This is a genomic window from Ciceribacter thiooxidans (assembly GCF_014126615.1).
Classification (GTDB): Bacteria; Pseudomonadota; Alphaproteobacteria; order Rhizobiales; family Rhizobiaceae; genus Allorhizobium; species Allorhizobium thiooxidans.
This window is the reverse complement of the sequence record NZ_CP059897.1, coordinates 22,330-36,407: the sequence shown is the minus strand read 5'-3', so window position 1 is coordinate 36,407 and position 14,078 is coordinate 22,330. Positions and strand designations below refer to the sequence as shown.

12 protein-coding genes are annotated in these 14,078 nt (G+C 63.8%); 2 read left to right on the top strand and 10 right to left on the bottom strand.

Going from position 1 to position 14,078, the window contains the following annotated elements:
- Window positions 1-2: 2 nt before the first annotated feature.
- Window positions 3-1,010: a N(2)-acetyl-L-2,4-diaminobutanoate deacetylase DoeB gene (doeB, locus tag H4I97_RS18230; protein WP_182308297.1), complete on the top strand. Its 1,008-nt coding sequence runs from the start codon at window positions 3-5 to the stop codon at window positions 1,008-1,010.
- A 53-nt stretch (window positions 1,011-1,063) separates the two neighbouring features.
- On the opposite strand, the gene H4I97_RS18225 is transcribed toward doeB, so the two are convergent.
- The 7 genes from H4I97_RS18225 to bglB all read right to left on the bottom strand — a co-directional run bounded on the left by H4I97_RS18225 (window position 1,064) and on the right by bglB (window position 10,124).
- Window positions 1,064-2,149 carry an ABC transporter ATP-binding protein gene (locus tag H4I97_RS18225; protein WP_182308296.1) on the bottom strand — a complete coding sequence of 362 codons (1,086 nt, stop codon included), beginning with the start codon at window positions 2,147-2,149 and terminating at the stop codon, window positions 1,064-1,066.
- A 9-nt stretch (window positions 2,150-2,158) separates the two neighbouring features.
- Window positions 2,159-3,211: a carbohydrate ABC transporter permease gene (locus H4I97_RS18220; protein WP_182308295.1), complete on the bottom strand. Its 1,053-nt coding sequence runs from the start codon at window positions 3,209-3,211 to the stop codon at window positions 2,159-2,161.
- Window positions 3,208-4,230, bottom strand: a complete 1,023-nt coding sequence (locus tag H4I97_RS18215) for a carbohydrate ABC transporter permease (RefSeq protein ID WP_182308294.1) — start codon at window positions 4,228-4,230, stop codon at window positions 3,208-3,210. Before H4I97_RS18215 ends, H4I97_RS18220 begins: the two co-directional genes overlap by 4 nt.
- A 131-nt stretch (window positions 4,231-4,361) precedes the next feature.
- Entirely contained in the window at window positions 4,362-5,630 is a 1,269-nt protein-coding gene (locus H4I97_RS18210; RefSeq protein WP_182308293.1) for an ABC transporter substrate-binding protein, read from the bottom strand.
- A gap of 80 nt (window positions 5,631-5,710) precedes the next feature.
- Window positions 5,711-8,194: a hypothetical protein gene (locus H4I97_RS18205; RefSeq protein ID WP_182308292.1), complete on the bottom strand. Its 2,484-nt coding sequence runs from the start codon at window positions 8,192-8,194 to the stop codon at window positions 5,711-5,713.
- On the bottom strand, window positions 8,191-9,027 hold the full coding sequence (gene kduI / locus H4I97_RS18200) for a 5-dehydro-4-deoxy-D-glucuronate isomerase (protein WP_182308291.1): 837 nt from the start codon (window positions 9,025-9,027) through the stop codon (window positions 8,191-8,193). Before kduI ends, H4I97_RS18205 begins: the two co-directional genes overlap by 4 nt.
- Window positions 9,024-10,124 carry a beta-galactosidase BglB gene (bglB, locus tag H4I97_RS18195; RefSeq protein ID WP_182308290.1) on the bottom strand — a complete coding sequence of 367 codons (1,101 nt, stop codon included), beginning with the start codon at window positions 10,122-10,124 and terminating at the stop codon, window positions 9,024-9,026. Before bglB ends, kduI begins: the two co-directional genes overlap by 4 nt.
- Window positions 10,125-10,234: 110 nt before the next feature.
- On the opposite strand from bglB, the gene H4I97_RS18190 reads away from it, so the two are divergent.
- The gene (locus H4I97_RS18190) at window positions 10,235-11,296 is read left to right on the top strand and encodes a LacI family DNA-binding transcriptional regulator (RefSeq protein ID WP_182308289.1); all 1,062 of its coding nucleotides are present in this window, start codon (window positions 10,235-10,237) and stop codon (window positions 11,294-11,296) included.
- A 67-nt stretch (window positions 11,297-11,363) separates the two neighbouring features.
- Here the strand turns inward: H4I97_RS18190 and H4I97_RS18185 are convergent, their stop codons facing one another.
- From H4I97_RS18185 to H4I97_RS18175, 3 genes are all read right to left on the bottom strand, one after another.
- Window positions 11,364-11,642: a helix-turn-helix transcriptional regulator gene (locus H4I97_RS18185; protein WP_182308288.1), complete on the bottom strand. Its 279-nt coding sequence runs from the start codon at window positions 11,640-11,642 to the stop codon at window positions 11,364-11,366.
- 17 nt (window positions 11,643-11,659) lie between these two features.
- Entirely contained in the window at window positions 11,660-12,982 is a 1,323-nt protein-coding gene (locus H4I97_RS18180; protein WP_182308974.1) for a HipA domain-containing protein, read from the bottom strand.
- 160 nt (window positions 12,983-13,142) lie between these two features.
- Complete coding sequence (locus H4I97_RS18175; RefSeq protein WP_182308287.1) at window positions 13,143-13,898, bottom strand: DeoR/GlpR family DNA-binding transcription regulator; 756 nt, start codon at window positions 13,896-13,898, stop codon at window positions 13,143-13,145.
- Window positions 13,899-14,078 lie beyond the last annotated feature (180 nt).

The window sequence follows — 14,078 nt, the reverse complement described above, 5'->3', positions numbered from 1 at the left end:
TCATGGGCATACAGCATTTGCGACGATCGCCGATCAGCGCCACGGTCGATTTCGACGCGCACGGGGTGCAGCACGGCTTTCTCCGTCTGCCCTACAGTCGGGACGACTCCGCCTGGGGATCGGTGATGATCCCGGTCACCGTCGTCAGGAACGGGGAAGGGCCGACGGCCCTTCTGACCGGCGGCAACCACGGCGATGAATATGAAGGGCCGGCCGCGCTCTTCGACCTTGCTCGGAGGCTGGTGGCGGACGAGGTTCGGGGCAGGGTGATCATTGTGCCGGCGATGAATTATCCCGCATTCCTCGCAGGTACCCGAACCTCGCCGATCGACAGGGGGAACATGAACCGCAGCTTCCCCGGCAGGCCGGACGGAACCGTCACCGAGAAGATCGCCGACTATTTCCAGCGGGTACTTCTGCCGCTCGCGGACGTGGTGCTCGACTTCCATTCGGGTGGCAAGACGCTGGATTTCCTGCCCTTCTGCGCGGCGCATGTTCTCGCGGACCAGGCGCAGGAAGCAAAGGCCTTCGAGTACGTCAGTGCCTTCGGAGCTCCCTATTCCATGAAGATGCTGGAGATCGACGCCGTCGGCATGTACGACACCGCCGCCGAGGAGATGGGCAAGGTCTTCATCACCACGGAACTCGGCGGCGGCGGTACGGCGACGGCAAGGAGCATTGGCATCGCCAAGGCCGGCGTTGCCAACGTGCTGAAGGCGGCCGGCATTCTGAAAGGAAGTGCGGCACCGGCAGAGACCATTTGGCTCGACATGCCGAACGGCGACTGCTTCGCCTTCGCCGAGGACGGAGGGCTCATCGAGCCGATGGTCGATCTCGGAGACCAGGTCGAGGCCGGCGACGTCGTCGCACGCATCTACCCCGTCGGCCGGACCGGTGCCGCGCCCTCGGAGATCTGCGCGAAGATGAGCGGCATCCTGTGCGCCCGTCATTTCCCCGGCCTGGTCAAGGCGGGCGATTGCGTCGCGGTCATCGCGGTCGTGGTCGGCTGACCTGCTCGAGGCCGGCACTGACCGCAGGCCCGCACACACCGGACCCCGACCGACTAACGCGCGGTTTCGATGCGTCGCCCCTCTTCGTCGAAGAGATGGACCGGTGCGCCTGCAAACGAGAGATCGATCGTTGCCCCCGGTGCGAGTGCATGCTGACCCGGGGCGACGACGAGGATCTTCTGGCCCGCGAGGTCGGCATGCAGCACCGTCTCGGCGCCGAGTGCTTCGACGAGCGTCAGTTTCACGGGAAGACTGCTTTCACTGCGGGCGATCGTGATGTGCTGGGGTCGCACGCCGACCGTGACGCGCGAGCCAGCCTTCCCGGCGGCGCCGGCCACGGGAAGTTCCAACCGCTGACCGCCGGCGAGGGAGATGACGGTCCGCCCGGGATCGCACGCTTCGATCGTTCCCTCGAGAAAGTTCATGTGCGGCGAACCGATGAAGCCGGCGACGAAGCGGTTTGCGGGGTGATTGTAGAGCTCGAGCGGAGTGCCTACCTGCTCGATGCGGCCCGCACGCAGCACGACGATGCGGTCTGCGAGCGTCATCGCCTCGACCTGGTCGTGCGTCACGTAGATCATCGTTGCCGAAAGCCGTGCGTGGAGCGCCGCAAGCTCGGCGCGAGTGGAACCGCGCAGCTCGGCGTCGAGGTTCGACAGCGGTTCGTCGAGCAGAAAGGCGACGGGGCGCCGGACGATTGCGCGGCCGATGGCGACCCGCTGGCGCTGGCCGCCGGAAAGCTGGCCGGGGCGGCGATCGAGATAGGCCTCGATTTCCAGCATGCGTGCTGCTTCCGCGATCCGCTCGGCGATCTCGGCCTTCGGCATGCGGGTGTTTTCCAGCCCGAAGGCGAGGTTTTGCCGCACGCTCATATGCGGATAGAGCGCATAGGACTGGAAGACCATGGCGAGGCCCCGGTCGGCGGCGGGCACCTTGGTGACGACCTTTCCGTCGATGGCAATCTCACCGCTCGACGGCCGGTCGAGACCGGCGATCATGCGCAGGAGGGTCGATTTTCCGCAGCCCGAGGGACCGACGAAGACGACGAACTCGCCGTCCACGATTTCCAGGTCGATGTCGTGGATCACGTCGACGGCGCCGAAAGACTTCTTCACGCTGGTGAGCCTGATATGTCCCATGGTGCTCCCCTATTTCAGTCCGGTGCCGGCGATGCCGGTGGTGATGAAGCGCTGCAGAAAGATGAAGACCAGCACGACCGGGATCATGGTCACGACGGTCATGGCGAGGATGAAGTGCCATTGCACGTTGAGCTCGCCCGAATAGATGCTGAGGCCGACCTGGAGTGTGTAGAGTTCCTTGCGCGAGAGCACGATCAGCGGCCACAGGAAGTCGTTCCAGCGCCAAACGACGGAGAAGATCGCAAGCACCGCAAGTGCCGGCGCCGTCAGCGGCAGGATGATGCGCCAGTAGATCTGCCATTCCGACGCCTTGTCCATCCGCGCCGCGTCCACCAGTTCGTCGGGAATGGTCAGCATGTACTGGCGGAGGATGAAGACGCCCGTCGGGGTCGCGACGGTGGGCAGGATCACGCCCCAGAGGCTGTTGAAGAGGCCAAGCGCTGAGACGATCGAGTAGAGCGGCACCATGATGACCGAGAGTGGGACCATCAGGGTGGCGAGAATCAGCAGCATGGCGAGCGCCCGGCCACGGAATTCGTATTTGCTAAGCGCGAAGGCGGCCATCGAATTGACGACGAGTGTGATCAGCGTCGCTGTGACCGTCACGAAGACGGAGTTCCAGAGATAGCGGACGAAATCGAAATGGGTGAAGGGCTCGGAGTAGTTTGTCGTGGCGAACGACATTTCCCGCACCGGCTGCCGCTTGGCGATATTGACCTTGATGATCTCGCCGGGTTTTGCCGGATCGATCATCTGGCTGACGATGCCGATGCGCCGCACTTCGGCGAGCACCGCCGTGCTGCCGTCTTCGAGCGTCGCCTCGTAGAGATCGAGCGGCTTGTCGTAACCCTCGACCGTCACCTTCTGGGTGACGTAAGGCAGGATGGTCGGCGGGAATTCGGCGAGGGCCGCCGGAGATTTGAAGGACGAGCCGACCAGCCAGACGGCCGGGCCGAACATGATGAAGAGCCCGCCGATCAGCCAGACCCAGGTGACCACGTCGGTCCAGTGCCAGCCCTTGCCGCCTCTCCGGCGCGTGAGGAAACGGATGATCCCGCTCATTTGCGGCCTCCCTTCTTCTCGCCGGAACGGCCGAGCCCGAGTTGGACGAGGGTTAGGACGACGAGCACGGCGCCCATCAGGATCGAGGCGGCGGCAGCAAGTCCGGGATTGCGCAACTGTGCCGCAAAGCCGGTCTCGTAGATGTATTGGGTGAGGTATAGCGTGCTCGTTCCCGGCCCGCCGCCGGTCAGGACATAGACCTCGTCGAAGATCTGCACCGCGCGGATGAGCACGAGGACGACGACGACGAGCAGGTTCGGCATGAGGAGCGGCAACGTGATGCGCCAGAAGGCACGCGCCGGACGGGTGCCGTCCATTTCGGCTGCCTCGTAGAGGTCTTTCGGGATCGCCTGCAGGCCTGCGAGCAGGATCAGGGTGTAGAAGCCCATATGCGCCCAGATCGACACACCGATGGTGGCGGCGAACGCCCAGTTGCGGTCGTTGAGCCAGACATAGGGATCGAAACCGAGGCCGTAGAGACCGAAATTGAGAAGGCCCTGGCGCTGGAGGATCCATTTCCAGATAAGCCCGACGACGACCGGCGACAAGAGGACGGGGAAGAAGAAGACGGCCCGCCAGAAGCTGCGCGCGGCAAGGTCGCGATTGAGGATCAGCGCGGTGACGAGGGAGACCAGGATCATCAAAGAGACCTGGAGCACGACGAACGCGGCGGTGTTCCAGACTGCCGTCCAGAACGTGTCTTCGACGCAACTGCCCGGGTCAACATAACTTCGGCAGTCGAAGAGGCGCGCATACTGGTCCGCGCCGACGAAGGTGCGATCGGGTAGGAAGAGCGCCGTGCCGCCGGTCATCGAATAGGCGAAGTTGATGAAGAATGGCAACAGCACGAAGATGCCGAAGATCAGCATGTTCGGCATCAGGAAGAAGGCCGCCATGCCGCCGGTCCCGCCCACCCGCTGCAATCTGCGCAACGGCATGTCGAGAATGCCCATGACGACGTGGACCGGCGCCGTGACGATCGCGCTCAGTCCGGCTCTACCGGTATCGTGCGTTCTCATGCCTCTCCTCCCAGGCCGGCCGTGGATACCCGTCCGGCGCGGACGAATGTCCCCTGCGGCGCGCAGCGGGGCAAGCCCCGCGGCGACCGGCATCGTTTGGCCGTGGCAAGTTTGCCGACGGCGCTACGACCTTACAGGCCGGAATCCTTCACCTTGGCTGCGATATCCGCATCGATGCGGGTGAAGGCCTCGTCGACGGGCATCTCGCCGGCGGCCGCCTGGCTGACGCGGGTGACGAGTGCGCCATAGAAGGTGTCGGACCAGAACCAGCCCGGCAGCTTCTGGGCAAGCTCGGAGAGCGAGCCCGTGGCCGAGACGAACGTGTTGAGGGCCGCCTTCGCCTGCGCGTCATCGGTCTTGAAGTCGAGTCCCTTGGCGAGCAGGCCCTTGTGGGCCGGCAGGAACAGCGTGCGTTCGGAGAACTCCTTCACGATGTCCTCGCGGGCGAGGTAGTCCATGACCTTCGCCACTTCCTTCGGGTTCTTGGTGTACTTGATCGCCACGAGGCCTGCACCACCCGGCATGCCGGTGCAATTGGCCGGACCGCAGGGGCTGCCGGTCGCGACCCAGTCGAAATTCGAACCGATCTTGGTCGAGAAATTCGGCACCTGCCACGAGCCGGAATAGTAATAGACGAGTTGCCCGTTGATGAAGTCGTCGGCGGCCGCACGGTAGGTGGAGCCGGCGGCTGACACCCAGACATCCTTGCCCATCGTGCCGTCTTCGATCCAGCCGACGAACTTCGTCAGGAAATCCTTGGCGCCCTGGTCGAGCGGAGCGGGCTTGCCGTCGGCGCCGACATAGTTCCCGCCATAGGAAAGGATGGGGCCGGTCAGGCGATGACCGGAACGGTCGAGTGCCATGGCGAAGGGCACCTGCTGGCTTTCGGCCACCTGCTTGGCGGCCTTTGCCCAGTCGTCCCAGGTTGCGTCCTTGCCGGGTATGGCGACGCCGGCCTGATCGAACAGCGTCTTGTTGGCAAAGCCGCCGGTGAGTGTGATCTGCGTCATGAAGCCGGAGATCTGGTTGGAGCCGTCCGGGCGCATCCAGTCAGCCTGCGCACCGAAATTTTCGTCCCAATAGGCCGGATCTGCGACGAGCGGGCGGAGATCGAGCCAGTGCTGGCTCTGCGCCTTCAGGTTCGTCACACGGGCGATGTCGGGACCTGCGCCCGCTTCGAGCTGCACGGGTAGCTGTTCGCGAACGACACTGTAGGCGACGTTGTCGAGGATGACGTTGATCCCCGGGTTCTCTTTCATGAAGCGGTCGAGCAGATCCTTCAGAACCTCGCCCTCGACACCGTCCGAATACCACATGATGCGCACGTCGCCGGCGAGCGCCGACGTGGATGCCAAAAGCCCGACGGCGAGCGCCGCCAGCATGGTTCTTGTCTTCTTCATGGTCGTTCCTCCTCCTTCAAGCGGGTCTCCCGCCCGCCGTGTTCGAAACCCGCCGGCCTCATGCAGGCGGGGCATGCCGGCTAGCGAGCCGGTAGCATCGTCGCCACACCGGCGACGGTGAATGTCTCGGGCACGATGGTGCGGCCCTCCGCCTCCGCGGACCCGTCGGACCGGAAGCGCACGATGCCGTATTCAGGGTCGTCGAAGATGAGCGTGCCGTCCGCCTCTTCCCGCACCGCGAGGCCGGCGAAGCGCGCCTCGACGCTTGCAAGGTCGGCGGCCTCACAGACGCGGACGATCCATCGGGTGTTGTGGCCGCGCTGACGCAGTTCCGCATCGGCCGACGGTCCGTCGACGACGCGCTCGAACGGCACGCTGCCGCGCAGGAGCACGGCGCCGGCGCCGCTACGGGCGAGGGCGAGATTGCCTTCGACGCGGCTCTCGTCGAACTCCGCGACGGGGAACCACGCATGCGTGAAGTCCACCTGTTCATCGACCGTCTGGAAATCGAGGACCGCAAGCCCGCGATACTGGTGGGTGCGCGGGACCGCGCCGCAGCCGCCCCAATAGGACGGACGGCCGTAGCCGAACTGGATCGTCTCGCCCGGATGATTGATCCAGATTGCCGCCTCTGGCCGCTCGCCGAGCCTCAGATGCAGCACGGTTTCCTGGTAGCCCCAGTCGCGCCAGCGATAATGGGCGACCGACCCCAGGGCAAAGGCGCGGCTCTTGTAGTGATAGAGCGCGGCGAAACGGTTCTCGCCCTGGGCGAAGATCCATTCATGGTGCTGCTCAGAGCGATAGCTCGCGATGTCGGCGAGAGCCTCCGGCACGACGAGACCGTGGTCGCGCAGACAGACGGCGAGTTGTGGCAGGGCATGGACGCGCCGGCCGTACCAGCCACGGCCCCAGAGCAGTCGCGCGACGCCGGAGAGCTCGAGCGATCGGCCGGCGCAAAGCGTATGCTCGTAGGATCGGCCCTGCGCGGCGGTCAGCATGCCGTGATGGGCCGAACGCGCGACGATCTCACAGAGGCGGACGATGCCTTTCCGGGCGCGCGTCGCAATATCCGCGTCGGGCGCGAGTGCTGCGAGTGCCGTCAGGCCCTTGAGGTCGATCGGGAAATAGGGGGCGGAGTTGAATTCCGCCATCTCCCAGGCCTCGAAATGGTCGAGCCATGCGCGCACCCGGGCGGCGCCTACGGCGCGCTGTTCGGTACCCTTGCGGCCGGAACGCAGGAAGGTTTCGTGAGGAAAGAGCGTTCCGGCGAGATAGGCCGAGGTATGGAAGAGAAGCGCATGGTTCTCGGAAAAGTACCACTGCACGTCGTTGCCCGGCTCGTCCATCCAGAAGCGGAAACCGAGGATGGCGCGGTCGATGCGCGCGCGGGTGGCCGTGCCGATATCCTCGCCCCAGGTGGTGCGCGACCAGATGAGTGGCACGAGAGAGAAATCGGCGCAGTCGTGGCAGTCCTCGATCGAGGGCAGGATCTCCTCGATCATCGCGTCGGTGTCGGCGCCGCCGCGGCCGCTGGCGAGCCGCGCGAAGGCGCACACAGTGTCACGCTCGGAAAACTCGGAGATCTCCTCGAGTGTTTCGTCAATGCGGGCGGAGAGCGTTTCCGGCGCTTCGCCCTGCCGGGTAGCGTGGCAGATCTCGGAGCCGATCGACCGGGCGGCCACGAAACCGTTTGCATCGAGTGTCACCCGGAAATGGCGGAAGTCGGCGGGCATGGCGCTCGACGGGCCAACGACGAGGCGGGTCTCGCCGGCCTTGAGCTCGAAATCGTAGTCGAAGCGTTCGGTCGACATGAAGTCACCTTCGACTGCGACCGCGACCCTGACGTCCACCGGCAGGGGTGAGCCGAAGATTAGAGTCACGTCGCCTTCGAAATAGGCGGGTCGGTCGAAGTGCATGCCGTCGAGGGCGGTTTCGACGGCGTCTGCCGTGGACGGTGCGCAGGGGACAGACAGGGCGACCGCGGCCTTGGGACCCGACAGATAATCGAGCTGGATGAAATAGCGGGCGTCGCGTTCGGCGAGGTCGTCGAAGAACAGGATGATCTCGTTGAGGCCTTCCTGAAGCGGAAGATCGAATTCCGCCTTGGCTTCCAGATTGCGGCTATAGGGCGCCATCCAGCCTGCTTCCTCGCCGTTCAGCCAGAGCACGGCGCCGCCGCAGGTGCCGAGACGAACCCTCGCCGTTCCGGCCGCGTCCGCGTCGATGAAGGTTCGTGCCCAGGTGGCAAGACGCGTCGGGCGGAACCAGAAGCCGGAGAGATCGAGCCGTGGCGAACCGAACGGCAGCCACCAGCGGGTGGCCTCGAAGGCGTGGCGAACGTCGGGACGGCTGCCGCGATAACGCTCGGCGAAGAGCGTGCGGCAGGGATACTCGTGCGGAATGAAGTTCTTGTGCTTGGTCAGGAAGAAGAAGGGATCCATCTCGCCCTTCATCGGCTGGTCCGGTACGTCGAAACGCTCTTCGGCGATGGCACCGAGCTGCCAGTAGCGAATGGCCGCTCCGGCCGGCAGGTCTTTCTTCATATGGAAGGTCGTTTTCGTCATTTGAGATCAGCCACGGCTACGGGAGTGACGTCGTTGTATTCCTGGTTTTCGCCGGTCATGCCCCAGACGAAGGCGTAAGATCCCGTACCGGCGCCCATGTGGATTGACCAGGCGGGGGAAAGGACCGCCTCACCGTTCGCGACGATCAGGTGGCGGGTCTCCTCCGGCCGTCCCATCACGTGGATGACCCGGTCCTCGGGCGAAAGGTCGAAGTAGCAATAGGCCTCCATCCGCCGTTCGTGCAGATGCGGCGGCATGGTGTTCCAGGCGCTGCCCTCGGCTAGGTCGGTGATGCCCATGAGCAGCAGGCAGGACGGGGCGACCTCCGGGTGGATATACATCGCGAGCCGGCGCCTGTTCGAGCGGCGCGTATCGCCGAGATCGAGGGGCTTTGCTTCTCTGCGGGCGATCAGCCGGTGCGGGATGTCGGCCCCGGCGGGCACGGAATTCATGTAGAAACGGGCGGGTCTCTCCGCCGAGAGGCTGGAGGCGTTGATCTGCCGGGCGCCGCGGCCGACATAGAGCACGTCGCGGTTTTCGAGCGTGAAGCGCTGGCCATCCACCTCGATCGTGCCGGCGCCACCGAGATTGGCGATGCCCATTTCCCGGGCGGAGAGCAGATAGGGCGTGCCGATCTCCGCGCCGGAGCCGAAGGTGAGGCTCGTCGTCACCGGCACGGCCCCGCCGAGGATGAGGCGATCGACATGGGTATAAGTGAAATTGACCTGGTCGTTCGCGAAAAGGTCGCTCAGCAGGAAGGCGTCCCTCAGGCGCTGCGTGTCATACCCTTTTACGTCCTGCGGCGCGGCGCCGTAGAGTATATTCATCGTCATGCCGCCTGTCCCTCCGCTCCGACATGGTTGAGCGCCTCGGAGAGGCACAGGATCGCAAGCGCCTGGCCGTAGCCGGTCGGCTGGATCGGGATGTCCTTGTAGAACTGCAGGTCGTGACCCATGCGGGTGCCGTACGAGACGTTGAGCACGGTTCCGCTTTCGTCGATGTTGCGCATCACCGCCTCAAGCGCCCGAAGACCGGCGCTTCGCCAGGCCGGCGTGCCGAGGCCGAGTCGGTAGCCCTTCAAGAGGCCGTAGCCGATGCCGGCCGTCGCGGAGATTTCTTCGTAGGACGTCGGATCGTCGAGCAGCGTGCGCCAGGCTCCGGAGGGCGCCTGAAGTCTCAGCAAGGTGTCGACCTGTGCCACGAGAACGCCTTCGAGGAAGCGCCGCACGGGAGGTGCGAGTTCGGCGAGATCGAAGAGGTCGAGCACGCCCGCGGTAATCCAGGCATTGCCGCGCGCCCAGCGGGCGCGGGCGAAATTGTGCCGCCCCTCGAAGGTCCATCCGTGGAACCAGAGGCCGGTCTCGGGATCGGCGAGGTAGCGTGCATGGACGAGGAACTGGAGCGAGGCTTCGTCGACGAGTTCGCGCCGGCCGCTCGCCTGACCGTAGGAGGCGAGGAAGAGCGCCACCATGTAGAGCGTGTCATCCCAGAGCTCGTTGTCGTTGATCCTGTCGGAGACGTGATGCTCGAAACCGCCCTCCGGCGTGCGGCCCATTTCGGAGAGCACGCGGTTCGCCCAGGCGTCGAGGACCGGCTGCCATCGCGGGTCGCGGGTTTTCGCCCAGAGGACCGAGAGACCGAGCATCGGCGCGGTGGTGTTGACGTTGAGGCCCGGCAGGCCGTCGGCGATCTGGGAGGCGTACCAGTCCTCGACGAGCCTGCGCAGATCCTCGCGACCGGTCAGCAGCCACAGGCGTACAAGGCCATAGAGGCCGACACCCTGGGGCCATTCCCAGCTGTCGAAGCTGATGTAGTCGCCGGCGGACCCATCGAGGTTCGGTTCGTGAAAACGACCACTGTGCTTGAGGCCGGTCATGCCGGCGACAAGGCGATCGAGTCCGGTGCGAATGTCGTGGCCAGTCAGGCCCATGGTGCTCCTCCCTGCGGTCACCGATGGACGAATTTCACTCGATAATGCATGATGATTTTTCTTGCGCAATCTGAAAATTTTTCTCATGCTGGCGCGTAAAGAGGTGAAACGTGACCGCAAAACCGCTCCCCGGCAAGCGGGGGAAGAAGAGCAGGAAGGTCCGCCTGGAGGACATCGCCGAGCGCTGCGGTGTCTCGCTGAGTACGGTTTCGCGTGCGCTTACAGGCGAGAAAGGCGTTCGGCCGGAGATCCGTCAGCAGATACTGGAGGCGGCAAAAACGGCGAACTACGTCGTGCCAACCGCCGTCGCGGGGCGAAAGGTCATTCTGGCCGCGTCCAGCGCGGCGATGATCGACTATGTGCGCAATCAGTTCACGCTCTACGTGCTGGACGGGTTGAAGGAGCGGGCGCAGGCGCTCGGCCTCGAGATCATCACGCGACCGATCGCCGACAAGGCGGAAGAGTTGACGCTCCTCGAAGAGGCGAAAGACGACCCGGAGATCCTCGGCCTCCTGTTCCTAACCGTTGACGACGAGGCGCTGCTTGCCGCAACGCGCGGCTTAGCAAAGCCGGTGATACTGTTGAACGGCGACGATCCCTTCATGCGTCTTTCGAGCGTCACGCCCTGCAACCGGTCGAGCGCACGCCTTGCCGCCGATCACCTGATCGGCCTCGGCCACCGTCGCATCCTCTTCCTCATGCGGCCGGGGCGTCGCACAATCGAGCGGCGTTATGAGGGCTGGCGCGACGCGCTGCTCCACCACGGCCTTGCTGCCGATCCGGACCTCGTCGTGCCGGTCGACGACTGGCTGCCGGAACTGGCAACACAGGCGATCGTCTCACGCATCCGGGAGCGTGGGCTGGATTTCACCGCCGTTCTGGCGGCCGGCGACAGCCTCGCGGTCGGCGCAATGCTGGGTGTGCAGCAGATGGGCTATGCCGTGCCGCGCGACGTTTCTGTGATGGGCATGGACGACCTGCCGCAAGCCGCCTTCCTCAATCCGCCACTGACGACCATGCACATTCCGATGCGGGAGATTGGTTCGGCCGCCCTCGACCTCTTGACGGACAGCCTGTCCGGCATGCCGTTTCCACCACGCCGGCTGGAACTCGCCTGCCATCTTGTGGAAAGGTCGTCGACGGCCAAGAAGGCGACCAAGGCGGACGCTTGAGTGAAATCGGAGAGCCGTGTCCAAAAGGACTAGACAGGCGGCGAGCCCCCCAAGGGTTTCACCTCCGTCAGTTTCCCTTGGGGACGAAGCCGATGGAGAACCCGAACAGGCGGCCAATCTTGACCAGCGTCTCAAGCGTCGGGTTGGCAGCGCCCGTCTCTATTTCGGCAATCTGACGTCTGGTGAGACCAAGCATTCTGGCGAATTCTTCTTGCGTCATGCCGAAGCCCCTGCGGATTTCCGCGACGGCTTCAGGCAAGCGCAGGTCCCCGGTTCGAGCACGCTCCGCCAGTGTTTGCCGGTTTTCGAGAATCTCTTCTTTCGTGGGTTTCTTCCAGCGAGCCATTTAGCTGTCCTCCAACATCACTGGCACGCCGCTAGAACACTGTCCGTGATTTCCATGCAGCGTCCCATTGCGCGCTGCAGAAGTGCCGGAGACGCCCCCATATCATTCGCCATGTCCGGTGCAAGCCGAAGGTGTCCGGCGAATGCGTAGAGCGCAGACGCTAAAGCTCTCTGCTCAGCAGGATCAGGAACCAGTTCGCCACAAATGCGCTTCCAATCAGGAAGATGATCGCGACCACTGTCATGCATCATGGCCCAGCGAGTGGAGCGAACGATCCCCTCTTTTGCGAGGCGCATGGGCGCAAAATCAAAGAGTGGAGACAGTCGGATCGTGCCGTCCGGGTGCTTGCGCAGCGCGGAGTTGCGGCCGTGATTGTCCGGATTGCCAAACGCCAGGTTGGCGATATCGCGCTTCAGGTATTCGACTATGTCCGAGAAGGGATCGGCCGAATATTGGCGCAGAACGTCGAAATAGGCCTCATGCGTGCCGACATGGCCGAAATCGGCAACGCCGATCGCGGACACGAGGCTTTCCTGGCCCAGCCGGACGGTTCCGCCACCTTCTCTTTTTTTCCGGTCGAAACGGGGAATGATCAGGACGCCTTCGGCATAGGTCGACGGTTCGCTGACATTCAGACCAATCTCTTGAGCGATCCGTGAATAGAGGGCTTCGCCTTCGAGGATCAGGCGGTCCACAGGCTCGTTGCTACGCACCAGCTTTACGATGACGTGGCGCATGGCTTCATCATCGGTCACGAAGCTGTCGGGATAATAGAGCCCGTCGTTCGCCTGGGTCATCGAGACCTTCGGCCATTCGCCTTGCAAACCGCTTGAGCCGGAGGCGAGCATTCCAAAGCGATCGGCGACTTCCATGAAGCGATCCGACCGCTCAAGGATTTCGGCCTCTGTAACCCCTTGACGCTCAACGCCGCGCAGCCGTTCCGTTTCGGCCTCGGCCGCTTCCTTGATCCGGACATTGCCAATGCCGCCCGTCGCCGATCGCAAAAGCAGCGGCAGATCAGAAGCGCGCGAGCCTTCAGCAAGGCCGAGGTGATCGGCAAGCTTTCGCCTCGCATGTCCTTGGGGCATAAGATCCAAGAGGAAAGGCGGCCAACTGCGGCTGTATCGATTTTCGAGATCAACGGGATAGCGGACGGACAACGCGCGATGGTCGCGAACGGTTTTTCCGGCCGCAAACTCCGCCGATGCCACAGTGACGAAATAGTCGAGATCGTAATCGACGATCGACGCGCCCTGGAAACCGGCCGCGTCGTCCTTGAGTTCTAGCGTTGCGGCGTGATGCCACTCACCATCGAAATGGGTTTGGAGCGTTAAGTGCATTAATTGACCCTCATAATGGTTCAAATAATGCATCTTTGGAACTTATTCAACCCATCACAATGGTTTGAATAATCGCTGGCGCCAGATCTTTCAGATGCCCTTGATCAAGGATCTCTCTGACTCGGCCGCATGCTTCTCGCTTGTCTCTCCCGCTCGCCCCTCACGCCAGCAACAGTTCGGCGCCTGCCGCGGAAAGCGCTTCGGCGATGTCCGGCGGCGGGGCCTTGTCGGTCGCAAGCTCCGTGATTGCGTCGAAGCCGCTCACTCTCACCAGCCCATCTCGCCCGAACTTGCTGTGGTCGGTCACCACTAGGGCGCGTTTGCCGCGCGTCAGAACCATGCGGGCGAATTCGGCTTCTTCCAGGTCGAAATCCATCATGCCCCCGGCGTTCACCGCCCCAGTTGAGATCACCGCGTGGGTGACGGCGAAGCGGCTGACGAATTCGATCGCGGTCGTGCCGAAGGCAGCGCCGTTGTCGCTGCGTAGTTCCCCACCTGCCATGTAGACCCTGTTGTCGTTGACAGTCGCGAGCGTGCGGGCGATGTCGGAGGAGTTCGTCACGACCGTCAGGCGGCGATGGCCGAGCAGTTCACGTGCGAGAAAACTCGTCGTCGTGCCGGTATCCATCATGATGGAGTCGCCGTCGCGGATGGTCGCGGCGACGGCCGCGGCGATCGCCCGTTTCGCGCCGCTGTTTTCGCGCATTCGCTTCTCGAACGGAGCTTCCCCAACGACGGAGGGAAGGCTGACCGCGCCGTGCAGCTTGATCACGCTCCCGTTGCCGGCAAGCGGCTTGATGTCCCGGCGGATCGTCTCCAGCGAGACGTTGAGCTTCCGTGCAAGTTCCGCGACAGCGACGGTGCCGTCGCGTTCGAGCAGGCGAAGAATATCCCTGTGCCTTTTCGAAGGAGCCATGATTCCAACCACTCGTTCTGCACTGTCGTCATAGCGCAGCCGAGCCACGACGGCAATCATCGGCCACAGAAACGGGCATAAAAACACAAAAAACCACAAATTGGCGTTGACAAGCGATCTTGTCTGACATGAGATTGCCGCCACGCACTCCCGTCTCGAGATACGAAAAGTACGGGGAAC